Source organism: Chloroflexota bacterium (genome assembly GCA_016197225.1).
Lineage (GTDB): Bacteria > Chloroflexota > Anaerolineae > Anaerolineales > VGOW01 > VGOW01.
This window is the reverse complement of sequence record JACPWC010000046.1, coordinates 1-18,930: the sequence shown is the minus strand read 5'-3', so window position 1 is coordinate 18,930 and position 18,930 is coordinate 1. Positions and strand designations below refer to the sequence as shown.

General features: G+C 57.8%; 20 protein-coding genes. 6 read left to right on the top strand and 14 right to left on the bottom strand.

Annotated elements, in window-relative coordinates:
• Window positions 1–25 precede the first annotated feature (25 nt).
• From HYZ49_07710 to HYZ49_07695, 4 genes are all read left to right on the top strand, one after another.
• On the top strand, window positions 26–763 hold the full coding sequence (locus HYZ49_07710) for a hypothetical protein (protein ID MBI3242163.1): 738 nt from the start codon (window positions 26–28) through the stop codon (window positions 761–763).
• Window positions 764–842: 79 nt separating this feature from the next.
• Window positions 843–1,154 (top strand): hypothetical protein, encoded by a 312-nt coding sequence (locus tag HYZ49_07705; GenBank protein MBI3242162.1) that lies wholly within the window; start codon window positions 843–845, stop codon window positions 1,152–1,154.
• Window positions 1,155–1,164: 10 nt separating this feature from the next.
• Window positions 1,165–3,213, top strand: a complete 2,049-nt coding sequence (locus tag HYZ49_07700) for a DUF262 domain-containing protein (protein MBI3242161.1) — start codon at window positions 1,165–1,167, stop codon at window positions 3,211–3,213.
• 148 nt (window positions 3,214–3,361) lie between these two features.
• On the top strand, window positions 3,362–3,544 hold the full coding sequence (locus tag HYZ49_07695) for a hypothetical protein (GenBank protein ID MBI3242160.1): 183 nt from the start codon (window positions 3,362–3,364) through the stop codon (window positions 3,542–3,544).
• A gap of 154 nt (window positions 3,545–3,698) precedes the next feature.
• On the opposite strand, the gene HYZ49_07690 is transcribed toward HYZ49_07695, so the two are convergent.
• From HYZ49_07690 to HYZ49_07675, 4 genes are read right to left on the bottom strand one after another with little or no spacing between them, the layout of a single operon-like run.
• Complete coding sequence (locus tag HYZ49_07690; protein MBI3242159.1) at window positions 3,699–4,607, bottom strand: alkaline phosphatase family protein; 909 nt, start codon at window positions 4,605–4,607, stop codon at window positions 3,699–3,701.
• On the bottom strand, window positions 4,604–5,221 hold the full coding sequence (locus HYZ49_07685; protein MBI3242158.1) for a class I SAM-dependent methyltransferase: 618 nt from the start codon (window positions 5,219–5,221) through the stop codon (window positions 4,604–4,606). The genes HYZ49_07690 and HYZ49_07685 overlap by 4 nt, the downstream gene beginning before the upstream one ends.
• On the bottom strand, window positions 5,218–5,823 hold the full coding sequence (locus tag HYZ49_07680; GenBank protein ID MBI3242157.1) for a flavin reductase family protein: 606 nt from the start codon (window positions 5,821–5,823) through the stop codon (window positions 5,218–5,220). Before HYZ49_07680 ends, HYZ49_07685 begins: the two co-directional genes overlap by 4 nt.
• 48 nt (window positions 5,824–5,871) lie before the next feature.
• A complete protein-coding gene (locus HYZ49_07675) occupies window positions 5,872–6,588 on the bottom strand; it encodes a hypothetical protein (protein ID MBI3242156.1) in 717 nt (238 codons plus the stop codon).
• Window positions 6,589–6,671: 83 nt separating this feature from the next.
• Between HYZ49_07675 and HYZ49_07670 the strand changes: the two genes are divergently transcribed.
• Window positions 6,672–8,750 carry an elongation factor G gene (locus HYZ49_07670; protein ID MBI3242155.1) on the top strand — a complete coding sequence of 693 codons (2,079 nt, stop codon included), beginning with the start codon at window positions 6,672–6,674 and terminating at the stop codon, window positions 8,748–8,750.
• An 86-nt stretch (window positions 8,751–8,836) separates the two neighbouring features.
• A complete protein-coding gene (locus tag HYZ49_07665; protein MBI3242154.1) occupies window positions 8,837–9,145 on the top strand; it encodes a cupin domain-containing protein in 309 nt (102 codons plus the stop codon).
• 224 nt (window positions 9,146–9,369) lie between these two features.
• On the opposite strand, the gene HYZ49_07660 is transcribed toward HYZ49_07665, so the two are convergent.
• The 10 genes from HYZ49_07660 to acs form a co-directional block, all read right to left on the bottom strand.
• Entirely contained in the window at window positions 9,370–9,933 is a 564-nt protein-coding gene (locus HYZ49_07660) for a hypothetical protein (protein MBI3242153.1), read from the bottom strand.
• A gap of 10 nt (window positions 9,934–9,943) precedes the next feature.
• The gene (locus tag HYZ49_07655) at window positions 9,944–10,378 is read right to left on the bottom strand and encodes a hypothetical protein (protein ID MBI3242152.1); all 435 of its coding nucleotides are present in this window, start codon (window positions 10,376–10,378) and stop codon (window positions 9,944–9,946) included.
• A gap of 194 nt (window positions 10,379–10,572) precedes the next feature.
• The gene (locus HYZ49_07650) at window positions 10,573–10,920 is read right to left on the bottom strand and encodes a tetratricopeptide repeat protein (GenBank protein MBI3242151.1); all 348 of its coding nucleotides are present in this window, start codon (window positions 10,918–10,920) and stop codon (window positions 10,573–10,575) included.
• A 105-nt stretch (window positions 10,921–11,025) separates the two neighbouring features.
• Window positions 11,026–11,703, bottom strand: coding sequence for a transcriptional regulator (locus tag HYZ49_07645; GenBank protein MBI3242150.1), 678 nt, complete (start codon window positions 11,701–11,703; stop codon window positions 11,026–11,028).
• Window positions 11,704–11,885: 182 nt separating this feature from the next.
• Complete coding sequence (locus HYZ49_07640; protein MBI3242149.1) at window positions 11,886–13,310, bottom strand: CpaF family protein; 1,425 nt, start codon at window positions 13,308–13,310, stop codon at window positions 11,886–11,888.
• 62 nt (window positions 13,311–13,372) lie between these two features.
• Complete coding sequence (locus HYZ49_07635) at window positions 13,373–13,657, bottom strand: hypothetical protein (GenBank protein ID MBI3242148.1); 285 nt, start codon at window positions 13,655–13,657, stop codon at window positions 13,373–13,375.
• Between the two features lie 55 nt (window positions 13,658–13,712).
• Window positions 13,713–14,876 carry a hypothetical protein gene (locus HYZ49_07630; GenBank protein ID MBI3242147.1) on the bottom strand — a complete coding sequence of 388 codons (1,164 nt, stop codon included), beginning with the start codon at window positions 14,874–14,876 and terminating at the stop codon, window positions 13,713–13,715.
• An 11-nt stretch (window positions 14,877–14,887) separates the two neighbouring features.
• Window positions 14,888–16,174, bottom strand: coding sequence for an ATP-binding protein (locus tag HYZ49_07625; GenBank protein MBI3242146.1), 1,287 nt, complete (start codon window positions 16,172–16,174; stop codon window positions 14,888–14,890).
• Between the two features lie 112 nt (window positions 16,175–16,286).
• Window positions 16,287–16,697, bottom strand: a complete 411-nt coding sequence (locus HYZ49_07620) for an OsmC family protein (protein ID MBI3242145.1) — start codon at window positions 16,695–16,697, stop codon at window positions 16,287–16,289.
• A gap of 146 nt (window positions 16,698–16,843) precedes the next feature.
• Window positions 16,844–18,751 (bottom strand): acetate--CoA ligase, encoded by a 1,908-nt coding sequence (acs, locus tag HYZ49_07615; GenBank protein MBI3242144.1) that lies wholly within the window; start codon window positions 18,749–18,751, stop codon window positions 16,844–16,846.
• Window positions 18,752–18,930 lie beyond the last annotated feature (179 nt).

Below are 18,930 nucleotides of genomic sequence, written 5' to 3'. Positions count from 1 at the left end.
CTTTGTGGAGGCCGAGGTGAGCATTATGCGTAAAGCGCAAGGCGATTTCTTTGGAAATCGATCACGGTTAGACTCATTGGCATTTATCCTTGTTGGACTCCTTTTCACCCTCTTGATTCTAGTTATATGTAAGGGAATGTCCCAGCAAAACGTGGCAGATAGAGTACAAGCTGCAATAGCAATTTTGACTGGCGTAAGTGTTCTTACTGCCCTCGCACAGGCAATACGTGCCAGCAATCAGATAGCCCAATTGCAGAAGAAGGATATTCTCTTCTCGTTATATGAAATGTACATGCGACGTGAGATGCATAGAGCGATTGGTGACGTTTGGGAAACCATGAAACAAAACGGGGCTGGGATTTCAGACATAGCTGATTTCTTGGAAAATCCCGATAGATACCAATTTCTAAAGAAGCATCTTGACGAACTAATCCCTGAGCAAAGGCGCAAAATCGATGAAAGCCGTCGGATGGTAACTCACTTCTGGTATTTGATTGAAAATCTATTAGCTAATGGCATGTTGCGCGACAAGGAGGTTTTTGAATGGTTCGGCAACCCAGACGTGATTTGGATCCTTGAGAGCTTAGAGGTCATCAAACAGTATGTTGACATGACGGGGGCCTCAAAGACACGATGGCCGCCTTTATTGGTTTTGAGCAGGTATTACAGGTTAAAAGGAATGGACATCAAGATTCTGGACGGAGAGCGTATCCCGCTTGCCAGAATTGACAAGGCAACGGTTGCTCAGATCAGGAAACTGTAAGGTCAGGCGCTATGATTGTGGGCGGCCCAACCCAGCGATGTGGCCCACGCGCTGCGCTCCATACACAACTTGTGTTGCCATGCCCATCACCTTTCAGCAATCGCTTGATGAAATCGCCGCGTTAGCCAAACACTTTCAAACGAACCGGGCCGCTTTCCTCAAGGTCGATTACAAAGAGGCCCATGCCCGGCAAGAGTTGATTGACCCGCTGTTTGTCGCCCTGGGCTGGGATGTGCACAATTCCCAACAGACCACGCCTGATTACCACGAGTGGCGGCAGAAGAAGACGCCATCGAGGCGGAGAGGCAAAAGAAAGCGCCAGATTTCGTTTTTCGATTGGGGCGAGGCCGCAAGTCTATTGCCGAAGCCCCCCGTCGACTGGCAGAACTAGGATACCAACGATGAAAACAGACAGTCTCAAACTCGCCAAAGTATTTAGCAGTGGCGGCGATGTACTCTACCTCCTGCCGCATTTTCAGCGCGAGTATGCTTGGGAGCAGGATAACTGGGACATCCTGCTCAAGGATATTGAGAGTATCTATGACGAATATGCCGTTGGTAGTGAGCCTGAGCATTTCATGGGGTCGCTGGTGGTCATTAATGACGGCACACGTAGTGGCACCATTCCCGCCTTCAAACTGGTAGACGGCCAACAACGCCTAACCACACTTTCGCTCATCCTGTGTGCTCTGCGCCAACTATGCCTGGAAAAGACACCAGCACTGGCTAAGAAAATTGACAAACTGCTTATGAACCTGGATGAAAGCGGGGATTACCGCTACAAACTCTTGCCTACCAAAAAATATGGTGACAGGGATGCTTATCTGGCATTGCTGAATGACGTACTATTGGCCGGGCCAGTCGAGTCGAAAATCCCGGCGGCTTTTCGCTTCATCCACAAACGGCTATCGGCCTCGCTGGAAGCGGGTCAACTAGAGCCGGAGAAGTTATTTGTCGTGCTGAGTACGTGCTTGCAAGTAGTGTTTATCGAACTGGAACAGCGGGACCGGATTTACGAGATTTTTGAAAGCCTAAACGCCAAAGGCAAACAACTCAGCCAGGCAGACTTGGTGCGAAATTACATTGCCATGCGACTGCCGTCGGCCAAGCAAGAAGACGCCTTTGAACTTTACTGGTCGCGCATCGAGGGTCTGTTGCAGGAAAAGCGCACCGTCGGTCGTTCCAGGCTAGGTGAACTCACAGCCTTTTTGCGCCACTATCTAGCCATGCGCACCGGCAAACTTTGCAACGAGGAGCATGTGTATGCCCGCTTCCGCGACCGGAGCCATCAGGAATTTGCCGTCACTGATCAGTTTGTAGATGAGTTAGCAACCTTACGCCGCTATGCCGAGCACTATGATCGCCTATTGCGCCCGGAACAGGAACCCCGTCTCGAAGTGCGTCAGGCTGTCACGCGCCTCAATGTGTTAGAGATTTCTACGGGAGCGCCGTTTCTGTTAGCCGCCTACGATGCGGTTCACCGTGAGGATTTGGCGCTGGCCGATTTTCTGGAAGGCTTGGCGGTGTTGGAAAACTATCTGGTGCGCCGTTTGCTGGCTGATGAACCAACCAACTACCTGAACAAAATGTTCCCAACGTTGTGGCGGGAAATTGACTTGAAAGAGTTTGCGCCCTCACTCCGGCGGGCGCTGGCGACCAAGAAATACCCGAGCGACCCCCGCCTCAAACAGGCTTTGCTGACCGAGGACTTATATGACAAGCGGAGCGAAACCCGTCGCAAAGTCAGCCTAGTCTTGGAAACAATCAATCGCCATATCTCTAGTGGAAGTGGCGGCTTTACCCTATTGGATGGCAACCCAACGATTGAGCACATCATGCCGCAGCAGGAGCCTAACTCAGACTGGAAACGCGAGTTGGGCGATAATTGGAATCAAGTACATGAGACACAACTGCACACGCTGGGCAACTTGACGATTGTGACACAGGAGTGGAATTCCGCCTTGTCCAACAGCGCATTTGCTATTAAAAAATCAAAACTCAGCACTCACGCGTTACGCTTGAACAGCGACTATTTCTCCGGCCCCATCAAACGCTGGGATGAGCGGGCCATTCAAGCGCGGGCAGACTATCTCTATCAGCACATCCTTCAAATCTGGCCAGCGCTGGGAGGCGATCTAGCTACCCCCGTAGCCAACGCTCGACCAGCAGTATTCACCATTCTGGGGGATATCCATGCGGTCAAGTCCTGGCGCGATGTTGCATTCCATACAGTAGAAGCCCTTATCGCCGTCTCGGATGATTTTCCGCACCTGGCTAAGGATTTTCCCAGTTACTTAAGCGAGTCGAAATTCGATGGTGCTTGCAGGCAGCTCTCCAACGGTTGGTGGCTCTACGTGAACTTAAGTGCAGAAGCGGCTAAGCGCTTCTGTCGACGCCTGTTAGCCGCCGCCAAAATCAGCGAGGATAACTGGAATGTGGAGGAAGCGTAGTGCTCTGCGGCTACTTGACTACTGTTTGAAGTAGGTCTCCACAATTTTTCGCGCCGGCTACTTCGCCGCCAACAAGCAATACATCGAGTAACTCCCAATCCGCCCCATTAATTTCGCCGACCCTGCCGACAAAGCGCGGCACGACCGCATGTTGTCCATCGTCAAGTCCATGCTGGAATTGCACAAACGCTTGGGCGCGGCAAAGCCTCCGGTTGATCGTGAGCTATACCAATGGCAAATAGACGCAACGGATAAGCAGATTGATGCGCTGGTGTATGAACTGTACAGGTTGACGGATGAGGAGATCGCGATTGTGGAGGGGGCAAGTTAGGCGGGGTGGTAGTTGTACTGAAAGCAAAGAGCCGCAGGGGTTGCCCTGCGGCTTTTGATTCGTGATCATGACATGCGTCCATGAACTGCCGAGCACCAACACACCCTCACCATCTAGCCGCACGGCGACTGTGACTGAAACCGTCAATGTCGTTTCAACCGGCGAGGTAGTTGAGGATGGCCGGGACGAAGCCGGTGAGGTCAACGATAAACGGGATGGCGTTGCGATTTCGGCCAATGATCAGGGTGGGCACTTTGTTGATCGTATGATGGCTGTGGGAGAGGTCTTCGAGGTTGCCGTGATCCGAGGTGATGATGATCAGGCCGTCGTCATCCCAGTTGGCGAGCAGGCCGCCAAGCATGGCGTCAAAACGCTCCAGCATTTTTGCCCCTTCTTCAACCGTGCCGCGATGGCCGACCAGGTCGGTGATCCAATGCTCGAAGAAGGTGAAGGAACGCTGGCGAGAGACTTCGGCCAGCTTTGCGCCCGCTTCGGCGAGGGTGTAGACAGGCGTGTCGGTATAGCCGAGTTCGCCGTGCCAGCCTTCGCCAGTGAAGTCGGCGGAGAAGGCGCGACCGGCGCGCAGGTCGTCCACCGTCATCAGCGGAATGCCAGCGGCGTCCACGGCCATGGGGATGGCCGAGTACATGCGTTTGCCGCGAGTGATAGCTTCAAAATAGCGTTGCGGATAAGCGTTGATGAGGGTGGTAGTTTGACCGCGCCTGATGAGCGTTTTGAAAATGTTCTCGCGGCGCAAAATGTTGCTGACGGCTTCGTTGGGCTTTGGCCCCCAGTGCCCGCCGACGAGGGCGGGGACGTTGAGGCCGGTGAGGATGGTTGCCTGGCCGGTAGCAGACTGCGGCGGCCCGGCCACGCCCAGGCCGGCGTCGGTGGGGATGAAACTCGCCTGACCGTTATCGGTGGCCGGGGTGCTTCGCAATAGTCTTTGCCCGTTCAGCAAGCCGTGAAGGGTTGGCAGTTCGGCAATGGCAAACGGATTGATTTGCGGGTCGGCTTCGCCCAGGCCGATGCCGTCGAGGAAGAGAAAGAGGATGTGTCTCATTTTCGGATAAATGTATACCAGGCTGACGGCATTCCTTCGCCATGTTCGATCTTGAGGTTGGTGAAACCGTCACTGAAAAGAGAAAGCATCTCATTCACCTCAAGGCCGCCCATCGGCCCTTCGGGTTTGAAAGCGTAACACAGGAAGTGGCCGCCGGGGCCGAGCAGGCGGCGCAGACCGGCGATGTAGGCCGGGCGGCGATTGGCCGGGAGGCTGTGAAAACAGCCAATGTCGAGAACAAGGTCAAACGAGGGCGAGAGAAAATCCAACCGGGTCACGTCGCCCTGAAAAAAGTCGGCGGCGACCCCGGCAGCTTTGGCCTTGTGTTTGGCCGTCTCAATTGCCTTGCCCACAAAGTCCACGCCGGTTGTTTGCCAGCCGTGCTGAGTCAAATAGATGACGTTCGTGCCTGTGCCACAACCCAGGTCGAGGGCGCGGCCCGGTTTGAGGCCGGAGGCGATCAGGCTGATCAACTCTGGCGGGGTGATGTTCGTGTCCCAGCGGGGTTTGCTGAACCAGTAGGTGAGGGCGAAGAAGAGGCGGCGCATGAGAGTGAGTAGTGAGTAGTGAGCAGTGAACAGTGAGCAGTGGCAAATGCGCTCGTCACTGTTCACTGAACTTTCGGGCGAGGTATTGAAATCACTTCGCCAAACTTGGTGTACTCGTCGCGGGCCAGGCGGGCGATGGGGCGAATGCGGGCAATGTCCACCAGGCCGTCGGGAGCCAGGTAGCCGTCGGCCACGTGCCAGCGGACGATTTCGCCGACGACGAGGGCATAGTCGGAGCCGGTGAGATGGACAAGCTGGAAGAGCCGGGCCTCCATGTTGAGCGGGCTTTCGGCTACGCGAGGCGCTTTGACGACTTCCGAGGGGGAGGGTGTGAGTCTAGTGAGTTCAAACTCGTTCACGTCCGCCGGCCATTCGCCGGAAGTGAGGCTCATCCTCTCGGCCAGTTCTTCGGTGACGGTGTTGATCACAAACTCACCCGTCTCTTCGATGTTGCGCAAGGTGTCTTTGGGCGCGCCTTTGCGTTTGCCAATCGAGATGACGACGAGCGGCGGCGTGCCGCTGAGGGCTTGAAAGAACGAGAAGGGCGCAAGGTTGAGCGAGCCGTCGCGGGCGCGAGTCGAAATCCAGGCGATGGGGCGCGGGGCGACGGAGGAGATAAGGAGACGGTAGCGGTCGCGAGGGGCGAGGGAGGAGGGGTCAATGATCATGGTGGTTAGAGGTTGGACGCTTCGCGTGGAGATTGGAGAATTGGAGAATTAGGGGGCGTAGAGGTTTTGGCGTTGAATTTCGGCGCGGGCGGCTTCGGGGAGTTGGCCGAGTTGTTTAGCGAGGGCCAGGATGGCGTCGGCGGTGAGGTGGCTCAGGTAGTCGTCGTTGGCTTCGAGCGAGGCGGGCAGGCCGGTGAATCGCGGCGAGGGATAAACAAGCTCGCCGTTGACGTTTGCCTGTGGCAGGAATTGCAGGACGACGACGGCGCCCGGCGGGCAGACCCAACGTTCGCAGGCGGCTTCCAGCGCCGGGTCGGCGGCCTTTACCAAGTTTTCCACCAGCCGTGAGTCGCGTTGCATGTAATGGACGATCAACCTGTCGCCGCCGGTCGTGGATCGCGAGTCGCCCCAGAATGAGTCGGGCATGGACACAAGTTGCCAGCCGTTTGTCGTCGGCTGATAAAAGTAGGTGACGGTGAATTGTGCTTCGGGGCGGCGGGCAGTCTGGTAGCGGCGGGTGATTTGCACCTCGACGGCGTTCGCGTCGCCGTAGCGGGCGACGGCTTCCACTTTGACCGGCGGTTCGTCGTAAGCGGCGCTGGCCGGGAGCGGTTGTGGAACGGACAATTCACCCGAGTGAGCGACGGCGTAGGCGGCGGCGGCATTCATAGTGTTGGCGACGGTGATCATCCGGGCGGCGGTGACCCCGACGACGATCAGCACGACTCCGATGAGCGCTAACAGGACAAGGCGGCGTTGGATCATATTTTGACTTCCCTTCATCTATGGACTAAAATCTTACCACTGTTCTTCAACTATTCCCCAACATTGGAGGCTGACGCCGTATCATGAAAGAGTATGGAACCGAGTTTATCCGAAACGTTGCCTTGATCGGTCACGTGGGGTCGGGCAAAACGTCGCTGGTGGAGGCCATTTTGTTCAACACCGGCGCCATCAACCGGCTGGGCAAGACCGAGGACGGCACGACCGTCTCTGACTTCGAAGATGAAGAGCATCGCCGCAAAATTTCCATCAGCACCTCTCAGGTCGTCGTCGAGTTCGACAATTACAAGATCAACATTCTGGACACGCCGGGCTTCACCGACTTTTTGGGCGAGGTGAAGGCGGCTTTGCGAGTGGCCGACGCGGCCATTATTCTGGTGGATTCGGTGGCGGGCGTGGAGGTGGGCACCGAACTGGTGTGGCAGTATTGCGACGAACTCAAACTGCCGCGCTTCGTGATCATCAACAAAATGGATCGCGAAAACGCCAACTTCCAGCGGGCACTGGAGTCGGTTCAGAACCTTTCCCGGAACGTGAAGCTGGTGCCGGTGCAGTTGCCCTGGGGCGAGAAGCACGATTTCAAGGGCGTGATCGGCCTGCTCTCGATGAAGGCTCGCAAGGGCGCGAAAGGTGAGGCGACTGATATTCCGGCAGAGTATGTGGAAGCGGCCCGGAAGGGCCACACCGACATGATGGAAGCCGCCGCCGAGGGCGAAGACGCCCTGCTGGAGAAATATCTGGGCGGCGAGGAATTGACCGCCGATGAGATCAAGCACGGCTTCAAGACGGCGGTGGACAACGGCACGTTCGTGCCGGTGTTTGTGGCTTCGGCCACCGGCAACGTGGGCATCCTGCCGATCCTGGAAGGCATCACCCGTTACCTGCCGTCGCCGGTCGAGATTCCGGTTCCGCACGGCGAAGGCAGGGGCGGCGACGAAATAGTGGCCGCCAGCGACGCCGGGCCGCTGGCGGCGTACGTGTTCAAGACGACGGCTGATCCTTTTGTGGGCAAGCTTACTTACTTCCGCATATTCTCCGGCTCGCTCAATTCGGACACCCGCGTTTGGAATCACAACAAGGGCGCGGAAGAACGGCTGGGAGCATTGCACGTCATGCGCGGCAAGGAACAACTTTCGGTGAAGGCGCTTCACGCCGGCGACATTGGCACGGTGGCGAAACTGAGCGCAACGGTGACGGGCGACACGCTCGGTGACAAGACTCACCCGATTCAATTGCCGGCTCCCAAATACCCGGCGGCGCTTTATACAGTGGCGGTTCACCCGAAGACTCAGGGCGACGCGACCAAGATGGGGCCGACTCTGTCCAAGTTGTGCGAAGAGGATCCGACTCTGCACTGGCGCACCGAAGCGGCCACCCGCCAGACTCTGCTGGAGGGCATGGGCGATCAACACATTGACGTGGCTATTCGCCGGGCCGAGGGCAAGTTCGGCACCTCCATTTTGACCGAGACGCCCAAAGTGCCGTACCGCGAATCGATCACCAAAACCTATTCAGCCCAGTATCGCCACAAGAAGCAGACCGGCGGCGCGGGCCAGTTCGGCGAAGTGCATTTGCGCATTGAGCCTCTGCGCGAATCCGAGTTTGAATTTGACGACGAACTGACGGGCATGAATCTTTCGAAATCGTATCTGGCGCCGATTGAAAAGGGCATCAAGGCGACGATGGAGCAGGGGGTGATCGCCGGCTACCCGATGGGCAACGTGAAGGTGATTGTGTACGACGGCAAGATGCACGAAGTGGACTCGAAGCCGATTGCCTTTGAAATTGCCGGGCGCGAGGCCTTCAAGCTGGCCGTGCAGGGGGCCGGGCCGGTGATGCTGGAGCCGATCATGGACGTGACGATCACCGTGCCGGAAGCGAACATGGGCGACGTGTTGAGTGACCTCAACACCCGTCGGGCGCGGGTGCACGGCATGGAGCAGGACGGCGGCAAGAGCATTGTCACTGCCGAAGTGCCCCAGGCCGAGATGCTGAGGTACGTCACCGACCTGCGCTCGATCACTCAGGGCCGGGGCGTGTTTACCATGACTTACCTGCGCCACGAAGTGGTGCCCAACCACCTGATGCAGGCAATCGTTGCCAATGCCAGGAAGGAAAAGGGCAAGGGTGAGGAAGAGGAGTAGGGAATGACAAATGACGAATGATGAATGACGAATGACAACCGTCGTCTATCGTCCTTCGTCCGTCGTCCATCGTCAGGGTTGTTATTATGGCTGACTCAGAGTGGGTGACAATGACGGAAGGGGTGAAGCGCCGGATCAGGGCCGACGGCGAGAAGATGATGCTGGTCGAGGTGCGCTTTGAGGCCGGGGCCGCCGTGCCTCAGCACTCGCATCCGCACGAGCAGATCAGCTACGTGGCGAGCGGGCGCATGGCGTTCACGGTGAATGGCGAAGCGGTGGAAGTGGCGGCGGGCGAGAGCCTGCACTTGCCCTCGAATGTGCCGCACGCGGCGCGGGCGCTGGAGGCCAGTGTGGTGCTGGACACGTTTAGTCCGCCGCGAGAAGATTTTCGGTGACTAATCAGTTCATGGCATTAGGACGCGGATGAACGCTGATAAACGCAGATAAGATCAAATATGATTTCCGCAAGTAAACAAAACGCCGGCCTTTGAGAGAGGGTCGGCGTTTTTTATTGGCTGAAGTTTGGCAAAGGGCGCCCAGCGATTGCGCCACAGGCGTCCCTGTGGGAAAATCGCGGCAACGAGAGGCGCGAAGTCCACCTTCGTGGACTATTTGAACATCATCCCTCCAGACTTGCTTTCAGGGCATTGAGAGCTTCGCCCCAAAACTTCTTCATGGCCGCCGCCTCTTTGGCGCTCTTGAGCTTGCTGTGCTGGACGGTCACCTGAGTCTTGGCCTCGCCTTTGACGTAAAGGTTCACGTCCGCGCTTGACTTGCCATCGCCCCACTTGAGGCGCAGAGACTTGCCCGGCGTGGCTTTGCTGACGGCAATCGGCTCGGCCAGCCATTTCTTGCGGGCGCGGGCGTCGTGCCAGGCCTTGAAAACCGTCTCGACCGGCGCGGCCAGCGTCTTGCTGGCGCTCACCTGGAAACCTTCCGGCTTCTGATGTTTCTGGCGCAGGCCGCGCGCCTGCTCGTAGCCGACTGTCACCATCTGTTGCCACCAGTCGCCCACGCCGAACTTGCCGCCGACGACGGCGACGATCTCTTTGTGAGTCATCTTCCGACAACCTTCGGCGTCGAGGGCTTTAAGCCACTCGGCCCAGGTCTTGCCGGTTTTGGCTTTGACGGCTTCAGCGCTGATTCCGGCGACGGTGTCGGGGTGAGGGTCAGCGGGTTTCATCTTGGTCACTTTAGGATAGCAGATAAATGAAGCCGATTATCAATGCTACAGCCAACGCACCAGCAACTATGCTGGAAAGATTCATTGCCAGACTGGCGGAGCTTGCCTGCTTGAAAGACAAACCCGTTTTCTTGTTTGTGGCGTGCAGAAACAGTGCTTCAAATATTACCGCGAACGTTTCTGCCAGCACGAACACCCAAACTGCACTGAGGTGTAGAAATGGGAAAACGAACCATACGATTGGTAACGACAGAGCATTAGCGTAACCAACCCATTTTATGGACGTTTTTATTCCTCTCGAAAAGAGAGCTGCCGCTATGGTTTCCGCTATTACAGTTACAGCCAAAGCGGGTAAAAAGCCTAGCACCTGAATTGGGCTAAAGAATTCCAGTATAGAGTCTGGGAAAATTTCTCTGACATATAGGCTGTCGTCTTTGACTGTCACTAAATACTTGGCAGAGTAAGCAATCTTCGAAAAGGGATTGCTTTCTCTCTTTGCATCGGCAAAGTTGATAACTATTTTCTGATAAGGCGTGTACCCTTCGATAATACCAATGGAGAAGCAGCTTTGTTCATTGCAGTGAAATTGTGCCGGAATGGCAGGCCTGTTTTGGGCACATGTTATATCATCGCAATGTATCAGGGGTTGAGGAGGGAGATGGACTCGTTGAGCGAGTCGGCGGCGCGTTTCAGGTCGCCGGTTTCGAGGAGGACGGCGCCGAGGTTGCCGAGGGCTTGGGCCGTTCGCGAAATGTCGCCCAGAGCGCGAAATTCGGCCAGGGCGGTTTCGATGGCGGGCAGGGCGGCGCTGTAGTTTTTGGCGGCGCGGTGGGCCACGCCGAGGTTGTTTAGCATTTCGGCGGCCATGGCCCGGTCGCCCTCGGCGCGAAAAGCGGAAGCCGCCTCTTCAAACCGGGCGGCGGCGCTGGCGAAGTCCCCGTGTTGGTAAGCGGCGAGGGCGGCGGTTTGGAGCGAGGAAGCAGACAAAAGTCAATTTCACCGCCAAGACACGACCCCGCAAAGAGAAGCGGGGCAGGCGAGCGCAAAGAGTTTACAAAAAATCTTTGCGCCCTTTGCGCCTTTGCGGTGAGATCAGAAAGTAATGTCGAGAATCCCGGCGGCGATGTCGCGCAGTTTGTTGGCCGACATGTCGGAGAGGCGCATGGCGACCTGGACGTAGGCTTCGTTGACCGGGTTGGCGACAAACTCCTGCACTTCGGGCGGCAGTTCCTTGAATTTGTCGAAGGCGCGGCGGGCGGCGTCCCACTCGCCCACCGGCCCCTGCTTCTCGAAGAAGCTGTCAATGTTCAGGCCCAGAATCCAGCCCAGGGTTTCAAGCTCCGGCACGGGCACCGGTTGCTCGCCGAACTCGTAGGCTTTGAGGCGCGAGGAGGGGATGCCGACGGCGGCGGCCAATTCTTTGAGGGAGATGTTTCGCTTGAGGCGGGTCTCCCGGAGTTGAGCGCCGATGATCCGGTGGCGAATTTCGATCAGTTCGGCGGTGTTGATGTTACTGCCGCGTTCCTGATCGTCGCTGATGATGTTGTCACCCCAGAAGTGGGAGAGGGGGGTGTCGAGGTAATAGGCCAGCAATTCCAACTCTGGCAGGGAGACGGGCTTCTTGCCAAGTTCGTAGGCGGCGTAGGCGCTGGCGCTCATGCTCAGCACTGTGGCGCAGTCTTTGGGGGTCTTGCCAGCGGCCAGCCGCGCATCGCGTAACAAGACGCCGATGATTTTGGCGCGGATGGCTAAGGATTTTTTATCGGCCATAAAGAGGCTCCGAAGAAAGATTAGCTGGCGGGATTATAGCATGGGCTAGTGTTGTGCTCTCTAACCCGCCCTTTGCCTTTGGTCTTAAATTACACTTGGTTCTGCCGGGAATCTTCCCCGACAGAACCATAGGTAATGTTTAGAGCCAAGCTACTTGGCGGATTAGAGCGAACAAATCTTCGTTATCGTCGCCGCCCGCCAAACATGTCGCCCGCCGCGCCGCCGCCAAAAATTTCGGGCGGCAGTTTGAAGCCGTGTGATTCAAGACGAGGCGTGAAGAACGGGCGCAGGCCGGTGGGCTTCATGCCAATCGGACGGCCATCCGCGCCCAACGACTCGTCGTACTTGAAGATGTCCTGCGTCACCACCGACTCGCCTTCCATGCCGCTGATCTCGGTAATGTAGGTGATCTTGCGCGAGCCGTCGTTCAAGCGCGCCTGCTGGACGATCAAGTCCACCGCTTTGGCAATTTGCTCGCGGATGACCTTGAGCGGAATCTCCAGCCCGCCCATCAGGGCCATCGTCTCAATACGAGTGATGGCCTCGCGCGGGTTGTTGGCGTGCAGGGTGGTGAGCGAGCCGTCGTGGCCGGTATTCATGGCCTGCAACATGTCAATGGCCTCGCCACTGCGGATTTCGCCGACCACGATCCGTTCCGGCCTCATGCGGAGCGAATTCTTCACCAGGTCGCGGATGGTCACCGCGCCCGTGCCGTCGGGGTCAGCCGGGCGGGCCTCCAGGCGCACCACGTGCGGCTGGCCCAGTTGCAGTTCGGCTGAGTCTTCCAGGGTGATCACCCGCTCGTCTTCGGGGATCATGCCGGAGAGCACGTTGAGCAACGTCGTCTTGCCAGAGCCGGTTCCCCCGGAGACCACGACATTAAGACGCGAGACGACGCAGGCTTTCAAGAACTCGGCAATCTGCGGCGTCATCGAACCAAAGCCGATCAAGTCCTGCATCGTCAGCTTCTTGGTGGAAAACTTGCGGATGGTGATCGTCGGCCCATCAATGGCGCTGGGCGGGATGATGATGTTGACGCGGCTGCCATCGGGCAGGCGGGCGTCGGCCATCGGCACCTTCCGGTCAACCCGCCGCCCGAGGGGGCGCAGGATTCTTTCGACCACCCGCATCACGTGCTCGTCGTCGTCAAAGATCACGTCCGAAATCATGAGCTTGCCTTTGCGCTCGACGTAAACCTGTTGCGGGCCGTTCACCATCACTTCGCTCACCGTCGGGTCGTTGAGCAGTTTCTCAATCGGGCCGTAGCCCACGATCTCGTCCACCACTTCGCCAAAGAGCGCGTCCACCATGTCGTTTGGCAGGTTGACGTTGGCCTGGCTGTAGATCACGTTGAATCGCTCGCGCAACATCTGAGTGACGGCCGGCGAACGCTTGAGGTCGGTCTGGTCTTCCAGCCGCCCGGCGATCTTGCTCAACAACCACTTCTTCAAGCGGTTGTAATCCTGATCCGAGATGCCAGTGGACTTGGGCCGGGCCGGGTCAGGCGCGGCGGCCTGAGGCGCCGCCGGGGAGGCCGGGGCCGCTGCCGGTTGCGCGGCAGGCGTTTGTTCTTTGGGCGTCTGGGTGAGGCGGTTGCGAAGTGACATGTATATACTTTCGATCAAGCGGCAGACCTCACAAGTCTCTTAAGACCTGTGAGGTCTGAGGCCTAATTTGAAGGCTCGTCTTCAAGCGAGAGCCAAATAATATGATCCCGGTTGAGGGTGATGAACGTCGCATCGTAGGCCAGTTCGCCGTCGAGCTTGTACACTTTGGCGCTGGTCACAGCAATGAACTTGTCGGCAATCTCAAGCTGGTCTTTGATGCGCTCGTCCTGCCGCAAATACATCTCGCCGGTGATCTGGTGAGTGACGGTTTGAATGCGGACGTACACGGCGTCCTTGCGGACAACCTGACTGAAGACTTTGCCTTTTGGATCGTATTCAATTGACATGGGCGGCCTCTCAAGAGATAGTGTGTTCTGTTGTAGAGCGAGTTGCCAACGCGCTCTACGCCGGGCGTTTCATCATGGGCAATTCAAATGAAAACATGGAGCCTTTGCCGATATTGCTCTCGACGTTGACCTTCTCGTCGTGCGACTCGATGATCTGGTGGACGAGCGCCAGCCCCAGCCCGGTGCCGCCGTAGCGCCGGGTCGAAGAACCGTCGAGCTGATGAAAGGGCTGGAAGAGTTCCGGCATGCGCTCGAACGGAATGCCGATGCCGGAGTCTTTGACGGCCACCATCACCCGCGACTGGTCGGCGTTGGTCGTGAGCGTAACCAGCACACTGCCGCCAGCCGGGGTGAACTTGACGGCGTTGTCCACCAACTGCAATAGCACCCAGGCCAGTTTCTCCTCGTCGCCGCTGGAATAGACGGGCGAGGCCGGAACCTGGCTGGCCAGCGAAACGTTGGCCTTCGTTGCTTTAGCGTCTGAGCGATTGAGAATCGTGTGCACCACGTCCGAAAGACAGAACACGGCGGAGTTGATCACCAGTTCGCCTCGCGAGGCGCTGGCAAACCGGATCAGGTCTTCGATGAGACGCTCCAGTTGATCCACCGCGCCGGCGGCGGCTTCCATGGCTTCGGTCTGCTCGTCAGTCAGGTCGCCAATCAGGCCGTCGGCAAACAAATAAACATAGCCTTTAACCCGCGCCAGCGGCGTGCGTAGCTCGTGCGAGATGTTGGAGACGAAATCGGTTTTGAGCTGGTTGACTTCGTTGACTTTCTTGAGGGCGCGCTCCACTTCGGCGGTGCGCTCGGCCACGCGCTCCTCAAGCTGGCGGTTGCTGGCCTGCAGGGCGGCCTGCAATTCCATCACCTGAGCCATGATGGCCTTGTCGAGATTCTCGCGTGTGAGCAGGCCCAGTTCGATGAGGGCCTCGCCCAGCATCTTACTTTGGCCGGCCTCGGCCTTCTTCTTTTGCTGGTAGTCGAGCGCCTGTTGAATCTGGGCCACCGAGAGCAGGCCGCGCTTGAGCAGAAACTCGCCCAGGCGCGGCACAGCGGTGTCGGGTAGGAAGGGCGAGACCTTGCTGGGAATCTTGGCCGCCGCCGAGTATTCGAGCAGGAGGGTGACAACAGCCAAATCCACGCCACAGCCGGAGCAAAACCGGTCTCCGGCTTTGAACGGGGTTTGGCATTGCGGGCAGAGGACGTTGCTGGTTGCCATGTGCTGTTTGCTCACAGGTCGGCGAAATAGGCGTCCGCCGCCATGTCCATGTATTGCGGCAGGGTTTCGGGTTGCAGGCTTTTGTAACGGGTCATGTCAATTAACTGCTCCAACAGATCGCGCGGGTGCGACATCTTGAGGGCGCGCTTCTTTTCGATATAGTGCTTCTTCATCAGATGGACAAAGCCTTCGTGATTATATTTGATCTTCAGCCGCTCGCACATCACCTGAAAGACCTTCTGGAATTCCTGCGGGCTGGGGTCGTCCACCTTGATTTTGTGGCGGATGCGGCGCAGGAAGGCGGCGTCTACCAACTGTGACGGGTCGAGGTTGGTTGAGAAGACGACCAGTTGCTCGAAGGGGATTTCGATCTTCTTGCCGGTGTGCAGGGTGAGGAAGTCAATGCGGGTTTCGAGGGGCACGATCCAGCGGTTGAGCAGGTCTTGCGGGTCCATGCGCTGGCGGCCAAAGTCGTCAATGAGGAAGAGGCCGCCGTTGGCTTTCATCTGGAACGGGGCTTCGTAGTATTTGGAGTTGTCGTCGTAGATCAGGTCGAGGCTTTCGAGGGTGAGTTCGCCGCCCACCATCACCGTCGGCCTCTCGATCAGCACCCAGCGGGCGTCAATGTCGGGCGATTGTTCGCCGGGTCGGCGCTGGTGGTTAAAGTCGTCGTAGACTTTGATAAGGTTGCCGTCAATCTCGGCGGCGTAAGGGATGTAGATCGGGCTGGTGGCAAGCAGGCGGGCCATGCGGGTGGCGATGGTGGTCTTGCCGTTGCCGGGCGGCCCGTAGAGAAAGACCGAGCGGCCCGAGTTCAGGGCCGGGCCGATCTTGTCAATCATCGCCGCATTGACGGTCAACCCTTCAAACCCTTTCTGCACATCACTTTCGTGCAGGGTCAGGCCGCGCAAGGCCTGAGTGCGAATGGCGGCGTTGTAGCGTTCGAGCGGCACGGGCGCGGGGCCGACGTACTGGTTGCGGTCGAGGGCCTGCCGGGCGCGGGTGATGCCGGCGTTAGTGAGCACGTATTGATAGGCCTGGGTGCTGAAGCCGCTGGAGCCGGTGACGTTGGTAAGCTGTTCGCGATCCAGCGATTCAAGCACGGTTTGCAGAACGCCCACAAATGGCAGGCACAACATGCGGGCCAGGGCCAGGCCGGTGATCTCGCCTTGCAGGTAGATCGTTTTGAGCGCCAGGTCGGCGATGATGCCGGACGAGATTCCGCTTTCGTGGACGTTTTGCGGCGCGGTCAGGAAGTCCAGCTTGGCGGCCTGGGTTGCGGCCTGTTGGGCCAACACGGGCGCTGAGGGAGTGGACGAGGCCGCGGGCGGGGGTGCGTCCGCCGCTTGTTGCGAGCGTTCTTGCGGCGGGCGGCTTGGCTGGGGCTGGTTCGCGCCCATCAGGCGTGATCTAGGTGATGTCATAATCGCTAGTGATCCTCACACTGGCTTTCAGAGTGTTGACGACCGAGCAGTATTTGGTCTCCGAGAGTTCGATGGCCCGCGCCAGTTTTTGCGGGTTGACGGCCCCTTTGACCGAGTAATGCAAATGAATGGCCGTGAACTGGTACGGCGGCTCCGGTTCCTGCGTTCCGGCGCATTGAACTTCCAACGCTTCGAGCGGCTCGCGTTGCTTGCTGAGAATCATTGCCACGTCGTAAGCCGAGCACGAAGCCGCCGCCAGCAGAAGCAGATCGCTCGGCTTCAGCCCGGCCCACTCCGGCTTTTGCTCCGGCCAACTGCCGATGACGAGCGGGTGGCCGAAGGAATCCACGCCGACCATGAGTTGGCCTGCGACGAGTTTGAGAGAGACGGTTCCCATTAATGGTTAATGACAAATGACGAATGACGAATGGCAAATGACAAATGACAAATGACAAATGACGAATGACAAATGACGAATGACGAATGACGAATGGTAGAAACACGCGCATTTGTCATTTTACATTTATCATTTTGCATTTTTTGTCATTCTTCCAATGTGCTAATGTCGCCCTCGGGCAGGCCCTGTGCCCGCGCCTTGAGCACGCGCCGCATGATCTTGCCACTGCGAGTCTTGGGCAGTTTGTCCACGAACTTCACGTCTTCGGGCCGGGCAATTGGCCCCATGTGTTTGGCAACGTGCTGGCGCAGTTCTTCAGCCAACGCCTCAGAGGGCGAATGACCGGCGCGCAACAAACAGAAGCAGTGGATGGCCGTGCCTTTGACTTCATGCGGCAAACCAATTGCCGCCGCCTCGGCCACTGCCGGGTGACTCACCAACGCCGACTCGACCTCCGCCGTGCCCAATCGGTGGCCGCTCACTTTGATCACGTCGTCCACCCGGCCAATGATCCAGAAATAGCCGTCTTTATCCCGTTTGGCCGAGTCGCCAGTCAAATACTTGCCCGGATACTTGCTCCAGTATTGCTGCACGTAGCGATCGGGGTCGCCATAGATCGTGCGCAACATGGCCGGCCAGGGATTCTTGAGGACGAGATAACCTTCTTCGCCATCCGGAACGGGGTTGCCGGCATCATCCAGAATTTCTGCCTCCTGACCGAAGAAAGGCCGCGTGCCAGACCCCGGTTTGAGGGCCACGGTTGGGGTGGGGGTGATCATGAACATGCCCGTCTCCGTCTGCCACCAGGTGTCCATGATCGGGCAACGCTCCTTGCCAATCACGCGGTGATACCACTTCCAGGCTTCGGGGTTGATCGGCTCGCCCACAGTGCCAAGCAGGCGGAGCGACGACAGGTCGTGCTTGTTGGGCCAGGCTTCGCCGAAGCGCATCAGGCCGCGAATGGCGGTGGGGGCGGTGTAGAAGACGGTGATACCGTAACGCTCCACGCACTGCCACCAGCGGTTGGGGTAAGGATAGGCCGGGCCGCCTTCAAACATGAAGGAGGTGGCCCCGTTGAGCATCGGGCCGTAAACAATATACGAGTGCCCCGTCACCCAACCGGGGTCGGCGGCGCACCACCAACGATCATCATCCTTCAAATCGAACACGTACTTGAGCGTGGCGTAGATTCCCACCATATAGCCGCCGTGCGTGTGCACGATGGCTTTGGGCTTGCCGGTGGAGCCGGAGGTGTACAAAATATACAGCGGGTCTTCGGCATCCATCACTTCGGTGGCGCACTTGCCGTTGGCGATTGGGAGAACCAGCAGGTCGTGATACCAGTGATCGCGGCTGGCTTCCATAGGCACTTCGTGGCCGGTGCGCTTAATGACAATCGTGTTTTCGACTGAGGGACACTTCTTGATGGCGTCGTCCACCGTGCGCTTGAGTTCAAAAATTTTGCCGTTGATCCAACTGCCGTCAGCCGTGATGACGAGTTTAGACTGGCTATCTTCGATGCGGCCCTGTAGGGCGTCAGTGGAGAATCCGGCGAAGACCACCGAATGCACCGCGCCAATCTTGGCGCAAGCCAGCATCGCGAACACAATCTCTGGAATGCGGGGCAGGTAGATCGTCACCCGGTCGCCTTTGGTGATGCCCATAGCTTTGATGATGTTGGCGAAGCGGTTGACTTCGCGGTTGACGGCGAAATAGGAGAAGGTGCGGTGTTCCTTGCCGTTCTCACTCTCCCAGATCAGGGCCAGCTTGTTCTTGCGCCAGGTCTTCAGGTGGCGGTCAATGCAGTTGTGAACGATGTTGGTTTTGCCGCCGGTAAACCATTTGAAGAAAGGCTTGTTGGAGTCGTCAAGGGCTTTATCCCACTTCTGATACCACTCCAGTTCGTCGGCCCGCTCGGCCCAGAAACCGGCCAGGTCTTTGCCGGCGCGCTCGGCCAGCGCTTCCCAGTCCTTTATGGTGGCCTGGGCAATCACTTCTTCGGACGGAAAGTAGACATCGCCTTCGAGTTGGGGTTTGTTGTTGGTAGAGGCCATATGTGAACTCCAGGAAGAAAAATGTTGAGGATAGTATACGGCAAGATTGGTTAGGATTGTAGTAGGGTGCGGCGAGATTAGCAACCTTTTACAGCGGCTTGAGTGCCCGTCAAAGTTTTGGTTGGCTAACAACACTAGCAGGTAGGAAGCGAGCGCGACCAATCGGCGAACGCCGCCAA